This is a genomic window from Paraburkholderia caffeinilytica, assembly GCF_003368325.1.
In the GTDB taxonomy this organism is placed as follows: Bacteria; Pseudomonadota; Gammaproteobacteria; order Burkholderiales; family Burkholderiaceae; genus Paraburkholderia; species Paraburkholderia caffeinilytica.
In genome coordinates, this window is sequence record NZ_CP031467.1 from 2126071 (window position 1) to 2143968 (window position 17898).

General features: G+C 63.6%; 15 protein-coding genes. 7 read left to right on the top strand and 8 right to left on the bottom strand.

Going from position 1 to position 17898, the window contains the following annotated elements; all coding sequences use genetic code 11:
• The first annotated feature begins 2 nt into the window (after positions 1-2).
• A complete protein-coding gene (locus tag DSC91_RS25795; RefSeq protein WP_115781456.1) occupies positions 3-782 on the top strand; it encodes a type II secretion system protein N in 780 nt (259 codons plus the stop codon).
• On the opposite strand, the gene DSC91_RS25800 is transcribed toward DSC91_RS25795, so the two are convergent.
• Positions 779-2320, bottom strand: coding sequence for an efflux transporter outer membrane subunit (locus DSC91_RS25800; RefSeq protein ID WP_115781457.1), 1542 nt, complete (start codon positions 2318-2320; stop codon positions 779-781). The genes DSC91_RS25795 and DSC91_RS25800 overlap by 4 nt on opposite strands.
• 247 nt (positions 2321-2567) lie before the next feature.
• Entirely contained in the window at positions 2568-2924 is a 357-nt protein-coding gene (locus DSC91_RS25805) for a hypothetical protein (protein WP_115781458.1), read from the bottom strand.
• A gap of 264 nt (positions 2925-3188) precedes the next feature.
• Between DSC91_RS25805 and DSC91_RS25810 the strand changes: the two genes are divergently transcribed.
• Positions 3189-3731: a MarR family winged helix-turn-helix transcriptional regulator gene (locus DSC91_RS25810; protein WP_115781459.1), complete on the top strand. Its 543-nt coding sequence runs from the start codon at positions 3189-3191 to the stop codon at positions 3729-3731.
• 136 nt (positions 3732-3867) lie between these two features.
• Complete coding sequence (locus tag DSC91_RS25815; protein WP_115781460.1) at positions 3868-5430, top strand: DHA2 family efflux MFS transporter permease subunit; 1563 nt, start codon at positions 3868-3870, stop codon at positions 5428-5430.
• A 485-nt stretch (positions 5431-5915) separates the two neighbouring features.
• On the opposite strand, the gene DSC91_RS25820 is transcribed toward DSC91_RS25815, so the two are convergent.
• From DSC91_RS25820 to ada, 4 genes are all read right to left on the bottom strand, one after another.
• Positions 5916-6425 carry a hypothetical protein gene (locus DSC91_RS25820; protein WP_115783506.1) on the bottom strand — a complete coding sequence of 170 codons (510 nt, stop codon included), beginning with the start codon at positions 6423-6425 and terminating at the stop codon, positions 5916-5918.
• 275 nt (positions 6426-6700) lie between these two features.
• The gene (gene gshA / locus DSC91_RS25825) at positions 6701-8317 is read right to left on the bottom strand and encodes a glutamate--cysteine ligase (RefSeq protein ID WP_115783507.1); all 1617 of its coding nucleotides are present in this window, start codon (positions 8315-8317) and stop codon (positions 6701-6703) included.
• Between the two features lie 324 nt (positions 8318-8641).
• Positions 8642-9559 carry a DNA-3-methyladenine glycosylase family protein gene (locus DSC91_RS25830; RefSeq protein WP_115781461.1) on the bottom strand — a complete coding sequence of 306 codons (918 nt, stop codon included), beginning with the start codon at positions 9557-9559 and terminating at the stop codon, positions 8642-8644.
• The gene (gene ada, locus DSC91_RS25835) at positions 9556-10731 is read right to left on the bottom strand and encodes a bifunctional DNA-binding transcriptional regulator/O6-methylguanine-DNA methyltransferase Ada (RefSeq protein ID WP_115781462.1); all 1176 of its coding nucleotides are present in this window, start codon (positions 10729-10731) and stop codon (positions 9556-9558) included. The genes DSC91_RS25830 and ada overlap by 4 nt, the downstream gene beginning before the upstream one ends.
• A 396-nt stretch (positions 10732-11127) precedes the next feature.
• Between ada and DSC91_RS25840 the strand changes: the two genes are divergently transcribed.
• Positions 11128-11553 carry a VOC family protein gene (locus DSC91_RS25840; RefSeq protein ID WP_115781463.1) on the top strand — a complete coding sequence of 142 codons (426 nt, stop codon included), beginning with the start codon at positions 11128-11130 and terminating at the stop codon, positions 11551-11553.
• A gap of 138 nt (positions 11554-11691) precedes the next feature.
• Here DSC91_RS25840 and DSC91_RS25845 read toward each other — a convergent pair whose 3' ends face one another.
• Positions 11692-12249: a YaeQ family protein gene (locus tag DSC91_RS25845; RefSeq protein WP_115781464.1), complete on the bottom strand. Its 558-nt coding sequence runs from the start codon at positions 12247-12249 to the stop codon at positions 11692-11694.
• Between the two features lie 153 nt (positions 12250-12402).
• The gene (locus DSC91_RS25850) at positions 12403-13380 is read right to left on the bottom strand and encodes a LysR family transcriptional regulator (RefSeq protein ID WP_115781465.1); all 978 of its coding nucleotides are present in this window, start codon (positions 13378-13380) and stop codon (positions 12403-12405) included.
• Between the two features lie 177 nt (positions 13381-13557).
• Here DSC91_RS25850 and DSC91_RS25855 point away from each other — a divergent pair, with 177 nt between their 5' ends.
• From DSC91_RS25855 to araG, 3 genes are all read left to right on the top strand, one after another.
• Entirely contained in the window at positions 13558-15006 is a 1449-nt protein-coding gene (locus DSC91_RS25855; protein ID WP_115781466.1) for an aldehyde dehydrogenase family protein, read from the top strand.
• A gap of 186 nt (positions 15007-15192) precedes the next feature.
• Entirely contained in the window at positions 15193-16197 is a 1005-nt protein-coding gene (locus tag DSC91_RS25860) for an arabinose ABC transporter substrate-binding protein (protein ID WP_115781467.1), read from the top strand.
• A gap of 99 nt (positions 16198-16296) precedes the next feature.
• A complete protein-coding gene (gene araG / locus DSC91_RS25865; protein ID WP_115781468.1) occupies positions 16297-17856 on the top strand; it encodes an L-arabinose ABC transporter ATP-binding protein AraG in 1560 nt (519 codons plus the stop codon).
• Positions 17857-17898: the final 42 nt, after the last annotated feature.

Sequence of the window (17898 nt, forward strand, 5' to 3'; positions counted from 1 at the left end):
GCATGACTTACTGGATGCGGCGCCTGCGCGCCGCGCTTCCCTGGCTGGCGGTCGCGGTGCTGGCGAGCGCGGCCGTGATGCTCACGATGTTGCCGGCCGCCTGGATCACGCCGCGGTTCGCCAGACAAACTCACGGCCACGTCAATCTCGTCGATCCGGCCGGCTCGCTGTGGCACGGCTCGGCCACGCTGATGCTCGCAGCCGGTTCCGACATGAGCGCGGCGACTTTGCTGCCGGGACGGCTCGAATGGCGCACGGCGTTCTGGCCGCTCTTCACCGGCCGTGTGCGGATGACCATGCGGCACAGCGAAGCGATGCCCGACCCGGTCACCGTCGATGCGACGCTGCGCAGCGCGACCATCACGCCGGGTGCGATGGCGGTGCCGGCTTCGTTGCTGAGCGGCCTCGGCGCGCCGTTCAATACGCTCGATCTGCAAGGCGACGTGCGCCTCGCGTGGTCCGATTGGCGCACCTTCAATCAGCAAGCGTTCGGCCAGCTGACCGTGACCCTGAACGATGTCAGTTCGCGCGTCTCGCTGGTCAAGCCACTGGGTTCTTACCGGCTGCTGTTTCAGGCGCAGGGTGTGTCGTCCACGCTGGATCTGACGACTCTCAAAGGGCCGCTGATGCTGACCGGCAATGGCACGGTGTCGGCCGTCTCGACATTGTTTCGCGGGACGGCCAGCGCCGCCCCGGAAGCGCACGACAACCTCGCGGGATTGCTGAATCTATTGGGCCGGCCAAGCGGTCCGGATACCGTTGCGTTGACCTTCGTGCACTAGTTGCTTTGCGCCACCGGCGTCGCCGATGAGACCGATGACGCCGGCAGCGGCGCGGGCGCCGCCACATCGCCGGTTTCGCGGTTCATTTGCGACGCATCCCAACCGCCGCCGAGCGCCTTCACCAGACCCACCGACGACACCATCCGCTGCCCGGCGATGGTCTCGAGCTTCTGCTCGGCCGTGAAGGCCGTGGTCTGCGCGGTCAGCACGTTGACGTAACCGACCGTACCCGCCTTGTATTCGTTCGTGACGATGGCCAGCGCCTGACGCGCCGAATCCACCGCTTGCTGCTGCACGACGATTTCCTGTTCGAGGATGCGCAGCGAGGCGAGATTGTCCTCGACGTCCTGGAACGCCGTCAGAATCGTTTGACGGTACGTCGCGACGTCCTGGTCGTAGGTCGCACGAGCGGCTTCGGTCTTTGCCTCGCGCAAGCCGGCGTCGAAAATCGTGGCGGCGAGTTGCGGGCCGAGCGTCCAGAAGCGCGACGGCGCGGTCAGCAATTGCGAGAACACCGAATTTTCGAAACCGCCCGTGGCCGACAGCGTCAGCGTCGGGAAGAACGCGGCGATCGCGACGCCGATCTGTTCGTTCGCCGCCGCCGCCTTGCGCTCAGCCGATGCGATATCCGGACGCCGCTCGAGCAGCGCCGACGGCATTTGCGCGGGCACGGCGGGCGGCGTGGCGGTGAGCGGCATCGGCGGAATCGAGAAGCTCGAGGCCGGTTCGCCGACGAGTACGGCGATCGCGTGCTCGTCCTGGGCGCGCTGCACACCATTGTCGATCGCGGCCGCCTGTGCCGATTGCAACTGAGTTTGCGCCTGAATCACGTCGGAGCGCGCGGCGACGCCGGCTGCGTACTGGTTCTGCGTGAGTTGCAGCGAGCGCTGATAGGCTGCGACGGTGTCGTCGAGGAGCTTCTGGGTGGAGTCGAGCGCGCGCAGCGAGAAGTAGGTTTGCGCGAGCGTGGCCTGGGCGGACAGCCGCGCATTCGCCAGATCGGCGGCGGCGCCCTGCTGGCCGGCCTTCTGCGAATTGACCGACCGCGTGACCGAGCCCCACAGGTCCGGCTCCCAGCTTGCGTCGAGTTGCACGTTGAAGCTGTTGCTGACGCCGGAACGGCTCGAGGTGGTGGTCGTGCTGCCTGAACCATTGCCGGAGCGCGTAACGCCCGCCGATGCGCCGACGGTCGGGAAGTACGCCGCGCGTGCTTCGCCAACCAGTGCACGCGCCTGGCGATAGGCGGCGGCAAATTGGGCGATGGTCTGGTTCGACGTGTTCAGCTTGTCTTCGAGCGTATTGAGTTGCGGGTCTTCATAAATGGTCCACCAGTCGCCGCGGTCGTGCTGATCGGCCGGTTGGGCGACTTTCCAGCCGGGCGCGGCTTCCTTGTAGGACGCGGGGATCTCGGCCGCGGGCCGCTTGTAGTCGGGGCCGACGGCGCAACCGGCTACTACGGTGGCGAGCGCCGCGGCTACCGTGATGGTCAGGGCGCGGGGCGCAAGCGCCCGCGTGCGCGCGATTCGATCAAACTGCATGCAATGGATTCCTTCTGGACGCCGCAGTGCGGCCGATGGCGGCACTGCCGGCCGGGCGAGATCATGGCTCTGCCGGAATGTTAGCGTATGGGCCGCTTGGGCGCGGGATACTGAAAGGGTAATGCGGGGGGCGGCGGAGGTGTGTTACTTAGGGTGTCGCGATGGTTACGTGCTGTTACCGGCCGGGTCGCCATGGGCGGCGGAAAAGCGCCGCACACCAACCAGGACCGGTTCTACGAGAAGAGAATTAAATCCGCGAATCCGACGACGTGGGCTGCCGGGCCAGCTTGCCCGCCGCAGCCCGGCACGGCAAGCCTGAGCGCGCCTGGCAAGCGCCCGCCGGGCTTGCTGCAGCGACCGTGGTGACACTCGCCGCCGCAATGACGGACCGTACCGATTCCACCGGGGCGGCCTCGCTCCCCTTCTGTCCTCGCCGATGCTCCACCCACGCCAACACCGCGACGCCCACCGATCCACCCGGCAGTACGAACAGCACGGCGAACAAGGCCAGTTTCCACCAGCGATGCGGCCCCTGGAAGCTGCTCAGCGCGGAATCGGTCAGGGAGCGGCTCAAGCCGCCAAGGGTGTTTTTGAGGTACAGCATCGGGACAATCCTTTTCGCACGGCGCCATCGCGGCGTGCTGACAAGCGGTCAGAACATGGTCTCGGGTGGCGCGGGTCGCGCGTAACTCGTTGCCTGTCATAATATTGACTATGCAATTAAATTTCAAGATACTTTGCTCCGCGCGCACCGTGGTGTTGTTTTTTGCGTCGTTCGCACGACGGTTCGCACGGCGCGAAATGAAATTTGACTTGTCTGCCTGGGCAGCTAGAATCCGTTCTGCTCGACGATGTTCCCGGATACACGATGACCGACGGCCCATACAACGCGGACGCGATTCACCTCGAATCGAGTCTTGGCTATTACCTGACGAAAGCGCGAAACGTGCTTGTCGAGCGGATGGATCGTGCGGTCAAACCGTTAGGACTGACGGCCCAGCAGATCGGCGTGATTCTGGTGTTATCCGCGCAACGCGCGAGCACGCCGTTCGAGTTGTCGCGCGTCATGTCATATGACAGCGGATCAATGACGCGTCTGCTCGATCGCCTTGAAAAGAAAGGCTTTATCGTGCGTACGCGCAGCGACGCCGACCGCCGGATGGTCAAGCTGGAGCTGACGCCGCAAGGCCACGAAGCGGCGCGGCAATTGCCCAGCCTGGGTGCCGCTGTGTTGAACGAGCAGCTGCGCGGATTTTCCGCCGCGGAGCACGCCACCCTGCTCGACCTGCTCGGCCGTTTCATTGCGAACGGCATCGATGAGGGAGCAAGCGCGTGTTGCGGTCTCGGACCGTCGCAGGAATTGCTGGAAGACTCACCCGAAGAACCGCCGCCAGGTCACGGCGGGTCGTAACCAAGAGGCGCTTTTGAACGCGCCGTTGTTTGAAAATGTCTGTCTGGGCAGAGGATGATCCGGCATGTAAGCACGCCATCCGAAGGGTGCGATAAAGCTGCCGCGACAAGCTTTTCCCGGCTGAGGAGAAACACATATGGCTGCCACGGCTCCCGCCGAAGCCCTACCCGCCGCCGAACCCACGCCGCTCAAAGGCGGGGCGCTGGCGTTGCTCACCGTCGGTCTCGCGCTCGGTACGTTCATGGAAGTGCTCGACACATCGATCGCGAACGTCGCCGTGCCGACCATTTCCGGCAGCCTTGGCGTGGCGACCAGTCAGGGCACCTGGGTCATCTCGTCGTATTCCGTGGCCTCGGCGATCGCGGTGCCGTTGACCGGGTGGCTGGCGCGGCGCGTCGGCGAGGTGCGGCTGTTCACGCTGTCCGTTCTGCTTTTCACGATCGCCTCGGCGCTGTGCGGCTTCGCCCACAACTTCGAGTCGCTGATCGCGTTCCGGCTGGTGCAAGGGCTCGTCTCCGGGCCGATGGTCCCGCTTTCGCAGACGATTCTGATGCGCTCGTATCCGCCGGAAAAGCGCGGGCTCGCACTCGGCCTTTGGGCGATGACCGTGATTTGCGCGCCGATTTTCGGGCCCGTGATGGGCGGCTATATCACCGACAACTACACGTGGCCGTGGATCTTCTACATCAACGTGCCGATTGGCCTGTTCTCGGCGGTAAGCGCGTTCGTGCTGCTGCGTGGTCGCGAAACCAAGGTCACTAAACAGCGTATCGACGCCGTCGGCCTCGCGTTGCTCGTGATCGGCGTGTCGTGTCTGCAGATGGTGCTCGACCTCGGCAAGGATCGAGACTGGTTCAACTCGACGTTTATCATCACGCTGACGATTATCGCGGTGGTGTCGATTGCGTTCCTGCTGGTGTGGGAGATGACGGACAAGGAACCCGTCGTCGATCTTTCGCTGTTCAAGGATCGTAACTTCGCGCTCGGCGTGGTGATTATTTCGTTCGGGTTTATGGCGTTCTTCGGGTCAGTGGTGATTTTCCCGCTCTGGCTGCAGACCGTGATGGGATACACCGCCGGGCTTGCCGGTTTGGCGACGGCGCCGGTCGGCATTCTTGCACTGTTTTTGTCGCCGATGATCGGCAAGAATATGCATCGGCTGAACCTGCGGGTGGTGGCGAGTTTTGCGTTCATCGTGTTTGCGTTCGTGTCGTTCTGGAACTCGACTTTTACGCTCGATGTGCCGTTCAATCATGTGATCTGGCCGCGGCTGGTGCAAGGGATCGGGGTTGCCTGTTTCTTTGTGCCGATGACCACCATCACGCTATCCAGCGTGTCGGACGATCGGCTTGCCAGTGCTTCCGGGTTGTCGAACTTTTTTCGGACTTTGTCTGGGGCGATTGGGACAGCTATTAGTACGACTTACTGGGAAAATGACACGATTTATCATCATGCGATGTTGACCGACTCGGTTAACGTCTATGCGGCTAATACCAATGCTTATACCAATGCGTTGGCTGGTCTCGGGCTTTCTGGGGATGGTCTTACCGCTCAGCTCAATCAGGTCGTTACGGCGCAGGCTTATATGATGGCCACTAATGATTTTTTTCGCATTTCCTGTGCGGGGTTTCTTGTGTTGGCGGTGCTTGTTTGGGTTACTAAGCCCAGGAAGGGGGTTGGGCCTTCTATGGGGCATTGAGGGTTTTTTTTGCCTCTGGCGGTGGTGGTTTTTTTGTTGAGTTGTTGGGGGGGCTTGGCGCTTTTTGTCTGTATGCCTGTGGCGTTGGCCTTTCCTTGAATTGTTAGTGGTTTATTAGCGTCGCCCCTGTGCGGGGCAGGCACTTACTTTCTTTGCCGCCGCAAAGAAAGATAAGCAAAGAAAGCGGCTCACACCGATCTTGCTAAGTGGGCGCCTTTGTTTGCTCAGGGTAGTGGTGCATCTGGAATCTGTGTTCGTGCACCTGCATGCACTCGTGACAAGGGTGTCATTCTTCCGGCGGCGCTGCGCGCGCCGAAGCGTACTTCTTAGAACCACTTGGCTTGCTTTCGCGCCCTTGGGTGAGCATGTCTGATTTTTTGCGTGCAAGGCCGATCGGATCCTCTACAAGCTATATCTGATGAAGCGATCCTCGTAGAGGATCGCGAACCGGTTCGTCGCTGACTGCGTTGCTGTCTCTTCCTTCCTCACTGCGTTATCGCCTCTCCGTTCGTTCCCGGGATCGATTGTCCCTGCGAAGCATCGGGGTGCATCGCCGTTGGCGCGGGTTGTGATGGTTTTGCGTCGCTCTGCGGTGCGGTCGTCGTATTGCTTCGTACGCCTCGTACGTATTGCTTGAAGTCGGCGCCCGCCTCCCATGGGTTCGGTTTGCAACCCATTGATCCGTCGCAATGCGCCGCGAATCCAATCGTCGCCGTGCCGTCCGGGTTCGAGGCGCGCGTGATCTGATACGCCAGCGCGCGCTTGCCGCCGTCCGGGCCGGATGTCTGGATCAACGTGTCAGTCGCGGACTCGATCTCGTACTTCGAATGGCCCGCTACCCACGTCTGCGCACGCTGCCACCAGACATCACATTCGGCTTTGGTGGAACACGTCAATGGCGTCGTGGCGATCTGCATGACGTCCGGGTCCACCTGCCCCTGTGTCGAACATCCCGCCGCCGCTGCGCACAGTACGGCCAACAGACCTTTTTTCATCGCGTTGAAGCCTCCCTCCACGGAGCGTGTCATGAAAGTTGGACCGTATCACCGGCACGGTGTTTCATGCGCATTCGCAAATGGACGAAACGAATGGAGATTATGCCGATACCAGTTGGGCGCCCGGCATCGTTTTGCGTAGACGTTGCCCGTGCGCAATAAAAAAACGGCCCTCCATGGCCGCCTCCTGCTTCACAAATGAAAATGCCGTTCCGCGCTAGCGGAACGGCATGGGCCCTCAGGCTGCTTTTTTCTGTGTTGCCTGCGGTCGTCGCCTAGACGCTAAACCGGTTCAGCGTATACGCCCTGTAGGCCGCGACGAATGCGTCGAATGAACCGACCTCTTCCCGCTCAAGTTTGGCCTGCTCTGCAAGCGATTGCGTAGCGAGGTCGGCGAATTCTTTCGTCTGCGCGGCATCTAGCGGACGCGCTCGGAAATAGGCGGCGTGCGCCTCGCTCTGCTCGAGGCCAAATGCGAGGAAGCTCTGCTGCTTGTCGCGCATTGTCTGCAATACACGCGCAGACGGCGTCAGCGATGCATCCGCCAATTTCGCGCGCTGAACCGCCACGGCGCGTGCGTGTGAGTCGCCGCCGTGCAGCGCGTCGAGCGTTGCCGCGGCCGCGTCGATCTTGATGAGCAATTCGTTCGACCAATCCGTCATCGTGATCGGGTTGCCGTCGCGCGTCAGTTCGAGGCCCGGCTTGCGGCCTTCCATCGTCACGCGGCCGAAGTTCCGATTCGCCTCCGCGTACGCGTCGGGCGGCAGTGGCGCGCTGTCGTCGAGTGCGCAGACCAGCAGGTAAGCGTCGAGAAAACGCGAGGTCTCCAGCGAAATGCCGATCGGTTCGAACGGATCGATGTCCATGCAGCGCACTTCGACGTATTGCACGCCGCGCGCAGCCAGTGCATGCAGCGGACGCTCGCCCGGGTGCGTGACGCGCTTCGGACGGATCGTCGAATAGAACTCGTTTTCGATCTGCAGCACGTTCGTGTTGATCTGTACCCACTCGCCGTTACGCTGTGTGCCGATCGCCTCATACGCGGGATACGGCTGGCTCACGGCCTTTGCGAGCGCGTCGAGGTAGCCCGGCAAGGTGTCGTAGTCGGCGTGCAGCGCGGCCTGCGCTGTGGTGTTCGAGTAGCCGAGGTCGCTCATGCGCAAACTGGTCGCATACGGGCGGTACAGCGTGTCGGCGTCGAAGGTGTCGAGCGTGTGCTGGCGATCGCGGAGGAACCGGCGATCCAGAGCCGGCGATGCGCCGAACAGGTACATCAGCAGCCAGTTGGTGCGGCGGAAATTGCGGATCAGCGCGAGGTAGCGGTCGGACTGGAAATCGACGGCGTTTGCCGTGGATTGCTGGTCGGCATGCAACAGCCGCCACACTTCTTCGTTCAGCGAATAGTTGTAGTGGATGCCCGCAATGCACTGCATCGTGCGGCCGTAGCGAAGCGCCAGGCCAATGCGGTACACGTACTTCAGTTTGCCGATATTCGAGGTGCCGTAGTGCGCGATCGGAATGCCGTCGTCCGTGTCGGGCAGCAGGCCCGGCATCGAGTTGTTCCACATGATCTCGTCGCCGAGTTCGGCGTAGACGAAACGATGCAGCGTAGCGAGCTTGTCGAGCGTGATCGCGACGTCGTGTTCGGCCGGCGTGATCAGTTCGAGCAGCGCTTCGGAATAGTCGGTGGTGAGCGACGGATGCGTGAGCGCCGAGCCGAGCGCGCCCGGATGCGGCGTCATGGCGAGCTTGCCGTCGTGCGTCACGCGCAGGCTTTCCTTTTCGATGCCGCGCAGGCCGCGTATCAGCGCGTCGCGCTGCGGGCCTGCGGTCAGCACGGACAGGCGGTGCGAGAGCGCGTCGTTCGGGCGGGAAGGTGTCGTGTTTGGCATTGATGCGAGTCGGGCGTTGTCGGCCGCCATGTGCCGCTTCGCTGCATACAGACAGCACTGCGCGGTTGACAACGTTCGGCGGAATTTTCGGGTAGCGGGCACTTTAACATCTCGCCACGACGGCTGCTTGAGGCCGCTTCGGCAGGCCCTCGGACGACACAAGCTGGCCTGATTCCAGTGCGAAATGGGCTGCTGGGCGCCTTACGCTACCCTTCGCGCGCCCGACGCGCGATTCGCGTGGCGTCTGGTTGCCGCCATCGCGCCAGCCGCCTGCCCACGATCCGCCAGTTGCGTGCGGCCCTTCTCCCCGACTGCCGCATCACTTCAGCCGCCGCGCGCGGCGCCGGCCCGATCCGCCACTTCGTTCCACAGGTGCATGGCCGCGTACGCGCGCCACGGCCGCCACGCATCGGTGCGGGTGCGTTGCTGCGTGGGCCGCACGAGCGACGGGTCGCGCGCGCAGATCGACTGCATCAGCACGAGGTCCCATGCGGGCCAGGCGTCGGCATCACGCCACGCGCGCATCGCCACATACTCGACGGTCCACGGACCGATGCCCGGCAGCGCCAGCAACGCTGCGCGCAGACTGTCGGCGTCGGCGACGCCGCTGTCGAGCGGAACGTCGCCTGAAGCGACCGCCTGCGCGAAGCCTTGCAACGCCGCTACGCGTTTACCCGGCATGCCGATCTTTTCCAGGTCCACAGCCGCGAGCGCGGCGGGCGTCGGAAAGCGCCACGCCGTGTTCTCATGCGGATGCCCCTCGATGCGCTCGCCGGCACGCTGCACCAGTCGTCCGATGATGGTGGTCGCCGCCTTCACGCTGACCTGCTGCCCGACGATGGCGCGCACCACCAGCTCGAAGCCCGACCACGCGCCGGGCACGCGCAAGCCCGGCGCGGCTTCGATCAAGGGAGCGAGCCATGGGTCGGCGGCCAGTTCGTTGCCGATTTTCTTGGGGTCGGCGCGCAGATCGAACATCCTCGCGATCGGCGCGGCGAGCGCGTCGGCGTGACGGCTCGCGGGGCCGTCGATGTGCGCGACGATGCAGCGCTTGCGCGGATGCAGGCGCACGGTCAGCGTGCCGCTGTTGCCGGCCCAATCGATCGCGCGGCGATAGGCGCCGTCTTCGACGGCTTCGACGCCGGGCGTCGCGCGCCCGCCGAAAAAGCGCAGCAGGCGCGGCCAGTCGAAGGGTGGTTTGAAAGGCAGTTCGAGTGTTGCGACGTCGTCAAGCGTGCTCACGCGGCGTGGTCCAGGTTGGTGGTGGTGGCGACGGCCGCGTGCTCGCGGCGCTTGGGTTTATCGCCCGTAACATCGCCTGCGTGCTGGGCTTCGTTATCGAGCAGTGCAGCCTTGCGCGGCAGGCCCCAGCGATATCCCGCCAGCGCCCCACCCTTTTGCACCACCCGGTGACACGGAATCGCCAACGCGACCGGATTCGTCGCGCACGCGCTCGCCACCGCGCGCACGGCCCGGGGCGAGCCGACCGCTTCCGCGATCTGCGAATAGCTGCGCGTCTCACCGTAGGGAATCCGCCGCAGCGCATCCCATACACGTTGGCGGAACGCAGTGGCGGCGATATCCAGAGGCAGATCGAAGTCCTGACGGGTACCGCGCAGATAGGCGTCGATCTGCGCGAGGAACGGTGCGAGGCGCGCTGCGTCCTCGACCAGCTCGGCGTTGGCGAACTCGCCACGCAGATCGTCGGCGAGTATCGCGGTATCGTCGCCGAAACCGATTTTGCAGATGCCTTTGTCGGTTGCCGCGATCAGCACGAAGCCAAGCGAGGTCGGCGCGCTGGCGTAGCGCACGGTGAGCCCGGCGCCTTTGCGGCGAAACGTGGATGGCGTCATGCCCAATTCCGCCGAAGCGCTGTCGTACATCCGCGATGGCGAGCCGAAGCCGGCGTCGAGCGTGGCGCGCGTCACGTCCGATCCGCTCTGCAGCGCATCGCGCAACGCGGCGCCGCGCTGCGCGGCCTGATACTGGCGCGGCGACACCCCCACCACGCGCTTGAACAGGCGCTGCAAGTGGAACGGGCTGACGTGCACCGCGTCGCTCAGTTGCGCGAGCGTGAGGCGTTGCTGGCGATCGGCGTCCAGCGCGGCGCACGCGCGATTGACGATCTCCAGCTCGCGGGGCAGGCCGCCGGGCTGGCAACGCTTGCAATCGCGATAGCCCGCAGCGCGCGCAGCGCTGGCGTCGGTGAAGAACGCGACATTTTCGCGGCGCGGCAGGCGCGACGCGCACGACGGACGGCAGAACACGCCCGTCGTTTTGACGGCGTAGAAGAACGCGCCGTCGGCCTGCGGCTCGCGGCGGGTGACGGCGTCCCAACGCTCGGCGTCGGTGGCCCAGTTGCTGCTGCCGACGGCGGTTTCGCCGGCGGTCTCGGTACGGTTGGTGCGGTTCATGATGGTCCCGGAAAGTCGGTGTCGATGCTCACCAATGTAGGCCGCATGCCATCACACTACGCCCCGGTTCTTGCTCTGTCATTGCGCTTCCTCGTAGGTCGGAGGCCCCGCCAGATGTCCGTTTCGCCTCAAACTGCGGCAATTTGGCACGATATCGGGTTTTCCCTTAAAAAGTTATTGCGTCGCACCAAGCCCATGTGTATATTAGTACCTGTCTCCTCCATGTCTCCTCCTGATATGGATTCAGCCCGTTCCACATAGAGCGGGCTTTTTTTCGTCTGAACATTTTCGATCTGCCCCTCGTGGCCGGTCCATCGCCCGCTCTCGCGGCGCCGTCCTTTCTCCTACACTGGTGGCTACTCATCCGTTTTGCGAGCAAGCCTTGGGGCGTTCGATATGAAAATCCATATTCGCGAGATCGATCACATCGTCATTCGGGCGTCGAATGTTTCGGCGATGACGCGCTTTTATTGCGAGGTGCTGGGTTGCAGCGTCGAAAAGGAGCAGCCCGATCTGGGGCTGACGCAGTTGCGCGCGGGGCGCTCGCTGATCGACCTGCTACAGGTCGGCGCGAAGCTCGATCACCCCGAAAACGGCGTGCCGGGCGCGGGGCGTAACATGGATCACGTGTGTTTGCGCGTCGACCCGTTCGATGCCGAGGCGCTCAAGGCGCATCTGGCCGAACACGGCGCGCGGCCCGGCGAGGCGGCGTTACGTTATGGCGCGGACGGGTTTGGGCAGTCGCTGTATCTGTTCGACCCGGAGGGCAATATGGTCGAGCTCAAAGGACCACCTGAAGCGGCGCGGGTGACGTCGCTGTGACGGGCGCGACCGCTGCCTCGTAGCCTCGGTGCGGCACGCGGGAGTCCAAGTCGATACGCGCACATAGGCGTAGATGAATTCAGGCAAAGCGCGCCCGGCGCACCGGCGCTACCTAGCCCGACTTGGGCGCTACAAACTCTACCAGGCGTCGGCGGGCGCCTTCAACACCGTCCACTCGATCTTCACCGCATCGGCGTCGGCGCTACCGAGCCATGCTTCGCCGTCCTGCACGGTGCATTGCAGACGCATGGTCCGTTCGGCGAGCGAGCCGAGCGCGGCGGCGACGTCTTCGCCGAGCGTCCACACGGTCACATTGCGCATGCGTTCGACCTTGCTGCGCACGCCTTGCCACCAGATGTCCGACGTGCGCCCGCCATAGGCGATCACGATCACCTCGTTCGAGCGGCCGCTTGCCTTGGCGATGCGCCGTTCGTCCGGCTGGCCGACTTCGATCCACGTTTCGATCGCGCCGGTGAGGTCCTTCTGCCAGAGGTCCGGTTCGTCCACGTCCGACAAGCCTTTGCAGAATTCAAGGCGTTCCTGCGCGAACAACGCGAAGGCGGCGACGCGGACCATCATCCGTTCGTCGGTCTCCGAGGGATGGCGGGCGATCGTCAAGGAATGGTCGGCGTAATAGTGCCGGTCCATGTTGGCGATCTGGAGTTCCGCCTTGTAAATCGTCGATTTGAGAGCCATGCCGTTACTAAACCAGGCGCTCGCTCCACCGGAGCGAACAGAAAAAGAATCGTCGACGGCGCGTTGCCGTTTTCCGTGTTTGTTGTACATCGCGCGTTCCTCCCGAGCCGAAAATGCCGGCTGCCATTGCGACTATCGCAAAGGGAGACGCATTTATCGTGCCACTGTCGGCTCGAAAGCGGTGCCATACACCTCGGCAGCGGCTTCCCGCAAGGCTTCGAGCACGACTGAGGCCGCCGGGGAAAGCAGATGCGACTGGCGCGTGATGATACCGAATGTATCCATTCTGCACGGTAAATCGATCGGTATCTGCTTGAGAACACCGTACTGTTGGTATTGGCGCGCCACTTCGTCAGGTAAAACCGCCAACATGTCGCTTTGAAGTAATAAGCTCGAAATCGCCAAAAAATTGTTCGTATTGACGACGTTCTGGGGCGGATTGAGTCCGATCTGCGAAAACATCAGATCAAAGCGATGGCGCAGAACGCTGCCCGGCGGGTGCAAAACCCAGCTCGCGTTGACGATTCCGCGCAGTGTCAAACCTGTTTCATTTTCGAGAGGATGGCCGGGACGGGCCACGACGCACAGCGGCTCGTCGGCGAGCGGTTCGTAGCGGACCTCGGCCTTGAACTGGTTCTGCCGCTCCAGTACCCGGCCGATCATGATGTCCAGTTCGCCTTCGGCGAGCTTCGGCAGCATGACGTCCGACGTTTCCACCTCCGCCCAGATTTGCAGCTGCGGATAGCGCTCCTTCACGCTGGCGACCGCACGCGGCACCATCGTCGCGGCCGCCGCGGCAATCACGCCGATCCGCACCTGGCCAGCCAGACCGGCGCGCAGCGCCGAGATTTCATCGTGTGCGTGGCTGAGATTCGAGAGCACCATGCGCGCGTGACGGATCATCACCTCGCCGTACAAGGTAGCGTGCATGCCGTGAGGCGTGCGGTCGAACAGACTCACCTCGAGCATGTCCTCCAGCTCCTTCAGGAGCCGCGACGCCGCAGGCTGGGTCATGCCGAGCACGTCGGCGGCACGCCGGACGTTGCCCTCCTCTTCCATCGCGGCGAGCAGCAGCAACTGCCGCGTCTTGAGCCGCGCCCGCACGAACCAGTTCGAGTAGCTACGCGTCATGGCCTGTCTCCCTATGCGGCTCGATGCCGTCTGTCGGACGATTTGCCGTCGTTGAGACTCCATCATGCCATATCGAAATTGATATCGGAGTGGCCGAAAAAGGGATTGGAAAGTTATTGGCACGGCTCATACCATTCGTGGACTTTCTGAGCTTCCCCATGTGACGCCCTTCCGTCGATGAATCGCGATCCGCTCGTCCCGCTCGTTGCCAGTCCGTTCCGCCATTACATCAATGGCGGCTGGGAGACGGGCGCGACCACCGGCGTGTCGCTCAATCCGTCGGATCTGGATGAACCGGTCGGCGACTACGTGCGGGCCGATGCCAGGCAGACCGATACCGCGGTCGAAGCGGCCGGCGCGGCTTTCCGCGAATGGTCCCTCGGTTCGGTGCAGCGTCGCGCGGATGCGCTCGATGCGATTGGCAGCGAGATGCTGGCGCGGCGTGACGAACTCGGCCGCCTGCTTGCGCGCGAGGTCGGCAAGCCGTTACCGGAAGCCTTGGCCGAAGCGACGCGCGCCGGCCAGCTTTTCAAGTTTTTCGCTACCGAGGCGCTCCGCGCGTTGGCCGAGCCGCTGGCGTCGTCGCGCGCCGGCGTCGAGATCGACGTGATGCGTGAACCGCTCGGTGTAATCGGCATCATCGCGCCGTGGAGCGCGCCGCTGGCGATTGCCGCTGCCAAGATCGGCGCCGCCCTCGCCTACGGCAATTGCGTGGTTTTCAAACCGGCCGAATCGGCGGCGGGCTGCGCGGCGGCCTTGGCGTCGATTGTCAGCCGTGCCGGTTTGCCGGCCGGCGTATTCAATCTCGTGATGGGCAGTGGCCGGCAGGTCGGCGCGCGGATCGCCGCGCATCCGTTAGTGGCGGCGATCAGTTTCACCGGATCGGCAGAAACCGGCACGCGTGTCCTGCAGGTTGCCGCTGCGAGGCAAGCGCGCGTGCAACTGGAAATGGGCGGCAAGAATCCCTTCGTGGTGCTGGCCGATGCCGACCTCGACGGCGCCGTCGAGGCAGCCCTCAGCGGCGCCTATGGTTCCAACGGCCAATGCGGTGTTGCTGCGTCGAGGTTGATCGTCGAACGTGCGGTGTTCGAGCCGTTCGTCGACGCGTTGCGGACGAAGCTCGCCAGACTGAGCGTCGATCACGCGCTGAAGCACGGCACGGAGATTGGCCCGGTCGCCAACGCCGCACAGTTGGAGCGCAATCTCGACTATGTACGCATCGGCCAGGAGGAAGGCGCGCAATTGCTGCACGGCGGCCGTCGGCTCGAACGCGCGACACGGGGCTACTTTTTCGAACCGGCCTTGTTTATCGGCGAAGCCGAACACCGCATCGCACGGGACGAGATCTTCGGTCCGCTCGCTGTCGTGCTGAAAGCCGACGACTACGAGCACGCGTTGCATCTCGCGAACGACACTGCCTACGGTCTATGCGCCGGCATCTGCACGCGCTCCTTGAGCCGCGCGCGGCATTTCCGCCGCCACGCGCAGTGTGGCCTCGTCACGATCAATCTGCCGACGACTGCCGTCGAGCATCACGCGCCCGGTGGCGGCCGCAAGGCGTCGGCCTACGGCACAACCGATGCAGCATTCTGGACCGCCGTGAAAACGGCTTACGTTGCGGGTTGATGGCGATGAGGCGCGCTAATTTCACTCCTTTTCCCGCGGTTCGGTCCGCGACGCATGGCACGGCACACGCTGCCGGGATCCGAACCGCTCACCCCATCGCCCATCCACGCCCCGGATAACGCCGCTGTGCATTCCCCGCTGCAAATAAACGAAACCAATGCAGCCTTTCAACCTCAGGAGACAAGCATGACCAGCAAGCTTCGCCGTTTGACGCTATCCGCGATCGCCGCCGCGGCCCTCGCCGCACCTTTTGCCGCACAACTTTCCGCGCATGCGGACACGCCGCTCAAAGTCGGCTTCCTCGTGAAGATGCCGGAACAGGCATGGTTCATCAACGAACAGAAAGCCGCGACCGCGCTCGGCCAGAAGGACGGTTTCTCGGTGGTCAATATCGGCACGCCGGACGGCGAAAAAGTGCTGGCCGCAATCGACAACCTCGGCGCGCAGGGGGCGCAAGGTTTCGTGATCTGCGCGCCCGACGTGCGGCTCGGACCGGCGATCCAGGCGCGTGCGAAACGCTACAACATGAAGTTCGTCACCGTCGACGATCAACTCGTCGACTCCACCGGCAAGCCGCTGCCGAACGTGCCGCATCTGGGCATGTCCGCATTCAAGATCGGCAATCAGGTCGGCACGGCAATCTCCGAGGAGATGAAGCGCCGCGGCTGGAAGCCGGAAGAAGTCGGCGCGCTGCGCATCACGAACTACGAACTGCCGACCGCCAAACTGCGCACTGACGGCGCGACGGAATCGCTCCTGGCCGGTGGCTTCAAGAAGGAAAACATCTTCGATGCGCCGCAGAAGACCACCGATGACGAAGGCGGCTTCAATGCATCGTCGCCTGTCCTCGCGCAGCATCCGAACATCAAGAAGTGGGTGATCTTCGCGCTCAACGAGGAAAGCGTGCTGGGCGGCGTTCGCGCGACCGAACAGCTGCACATTCCGGCAGCGGATGTGATCGGCGTCGGCATCAACGGGGCGGGCGAGGCGTTCGCCGAGTTCCAGAAGAAGGAACCGACGGGCTTCTACGGCACGATCGCCGTGAGCTCGACGATGCACGGCAAGGCGAGCACGGAGAACCTCGTCGGGTGGATCAAGAACGGCAAGCAGCCGCCCGCCGACACGCAGACCACCGGCAAGCTGATGGTGCGCGGCAACTGGCAGGACGTGCGTAAAGAGCTCGGAATCTAAGCGGTACTCGAGTCTGCACACTGCGGGCCTTTTTCACGTTCGCGCTGACGTCAACGCGAGATCGGCCTGCACAGGTTGTCCACCCGCTAGAGGCTTTCGATGACGGTTTCTCACATTGGCGAAACGGGCCACGCGGCGCGGCCCGCGCAAGCGCCCTCGCCCGCACTCACGTCGGCCGATCCCTATCTGCGACTCGACGGCATCACCGTGCGCTTTCCCGGTGTGCTCGCCCTCGACCATGTATCGCTCGACGTGCGGCGCGGCGAAGTACACGGATTGATGGGCGAAAACGGCGCCGGCAAATCGACGCTGCTCAAGGTGCTGTCCGGCGTGAACCAGCCGGCGGCAGGCACCTTGTCGCTCGATGGTGTCGAGCAACAGTTCGTCACCACCAAGGCGGCCATCGCCGCGGGCGTCGCGATCATCTATCAGGAACTGCATCTGGTGCCGGAGCTGACGGTTGCAGAAAACCTGATGCTCGGCGCCCTGCCCAACCGTTTCGGCGTGCTCGATGAGAAGGCGCTGGTTGCCCGCGCGGTGCGCGAGCTGGAAAGACTCGGCGAAAAAATAGACCCGTCGCAACAGGTGAAGAATCTCTCGATCGGTCAGCGGCAGATGATCGAAATCGGCAAGGCGCTGATGCGCGATGCGCGTGTGATTGCGTTCGACGAGCCGACCAGTTCGTTGTCGTCGCGCGAGACCACGCAGCTGTTCCGGATCATTCGCGCGTTGAAGGCCGAGGGCCGCGCGATCATCTACGTCACGCACCGCATGGACGAAGTCTACGAACTATGCGACCGCGTGACGGTGTTTCGCGACGGCCGCCGCATCGATACGTTCGAGGCGGGTGAAGGACTCGATCGCGACCGACTGATCAGTTGCATGGTGGGCCGTTCGATTGCCGACGTGTACGGCTACCGCGCCCGCGAACTGGGCGGCCTGCAACTCGAAGTCAGGGATCTGATGGGACGCGGTTTGCGCGAACCGGCTTCTTTCACCGCACGTAAAGGTGAAATCCTCGGCTTCTTCGGTTTGGTGGGCGCAGGCCGTTCGGAGCTGATGAAACTGATTTATGGCGCAGTCAAACCGAGCGCCGGTGAAATCGCGCTCAAGGGAAAACGCGTGCACTTTTCCACGCCGCGCGATGCCGTGCGTGCGGGCGTCGCACTGTGTCCGGAAGACCGCAAGCAGGAAGGCATCGTCTCGATCGCTTCGGTGTCGGACAACCTCAACATCAGTTGCCGCCGTCACTTCAGTCGCTTCAACGTGCTCAACGGCCGCAAGGAAGCGCAGACCGCCAGGGAGTTCATCGGCAAGCTCGCGATCAAGACGCGTAACGGCGAGACGCCGATCGGCACCCTCTCCGGCGGCAATCAACAAAAGGTGATTTTGTCGCGTTGGCTGGCCGAAGACATCGACGTGTTCCTGATGGACGAGCCCACGCGCGGCATCGACGTCGGCGCGCGCAGCGAAATATACGGCCTGCTGTATGGGCTCGCTGAAGCGGGCCGCACGGTCATTGTCGTGTCGAGCGATCTGGCCGAAGTGATCGGCGTGGCGGATCGCGTGATCGTGATGAAGGAAGGCCGCATTGTCGGCAATCTGCCGAAGGCGCAGGCCACGCCGGATGCACTGATCAAGCTGGCGTTGCCACGCTGAGGACGCCGCATTCGCCAGGCAACTGAATGCAACCGACGGCAA

Excerpts from the sequence above, each read along its gene's own strand:
- DSC91_RS25820 (WP_115783506.1), bottom strand. The coding sequence starts at position 6,425 with ATGAAAAAAGGTCTGTTGGCCGTACTGTGCGCAGCGGCGGCGGGATGT.
- DSC91_RS25800 (WP_115781457.1), bottom strand. The coding sequence starts at position 2,320 with ATGCAGTTTGATCGAATCGCGCGCACGCGGGCGCTTGCGCCCCGCGCC.
- DSC91_RS25855 (WP_115781466.1), top strand. The coding sequence starts at position 13,558 with ATGAATCGCGATCCGCTCGTCCCGCTCGTTGCCAGTCCGTTCCGCCAT.
- ada (WP_115781462.1), bottom strand. The coding sequence starts at position 10,731 with ATGAACCGCACCAACCGTACCGAGACCGCCGGCGAAACCGCCGTCGGC.
- DSC91_RS25860 (WP_115781467.1), top strand. The coding sequence starts at position 15,193 with ATGACCAGCAAGCTTCGCCGTTTGACGCTATCCGCGATCGCCGCCGCG.
- araG (WP_115781468.1), top strand. The coding sequence starts at position 16,297 with ATGACGGTTTCTCACATTGGCGAAACGGGCCACGCGGCGCGGCCCGCG.
- DSC91_RS25845 (WP_115781464.1), bottom strand. The coding sequence starts at position 12,249 with ATGGCTCTCAAATCGACGATTTACAAGGCGGAACTCCAGATCGCCAAC.
- DSC91_RS25840 (WP_115781463.1), top strand. The coding sequence starts at position 11,128 with ATGAAAATCCATATTCGCGAGATCGATCACATCGTCATTCGGGCGTCG.
- DSC91_RS25810 (WP_115781459.1), top strand. The coding sequence starts at position 3,189 with ATGACCGACGGCCCATACAACGCGGACGCGATTCACCTCGAATCGAGT.
- DSC91_RS25815 (WP_115781460.1), top strand. The coding sequence starts at position 3,868 with ATGGCTGCCACGGCTCCCGCCGAAGCCCTACCCGCCGCCGAACCCACG.
- gshA (WP_115783507.1), bottom strand. The coding sequence starts at position 8,317 with ATGCCAAACACGACACCTTCCCGCCCGAACGACGCGCTCTCGCACCGC.
- DSC91_RS25805 (WP_115781458.1), bottom strand. The coding sequence starts at position 2,924 with ATGCTGTACCTCAAAAACACCCTTGGCGGCTTGAGCCGCTCCCTGACC.
- DSC91_RS25850 (WP_115781465.1), bottom strand. The coding sequence starts at position 13,380 with ATGACGCGTAGCTACTCGAACTGGTTCGTGCGGGCGCGGCTCAAGACG.
- DSC91_RS25795 (WP_115781456.1), top strand. The coding sequence starts at position 3 with ATGACTTACTGGATGCGGCGCCTGCGCGCCGCGCTTCCCTGGCTGGCG.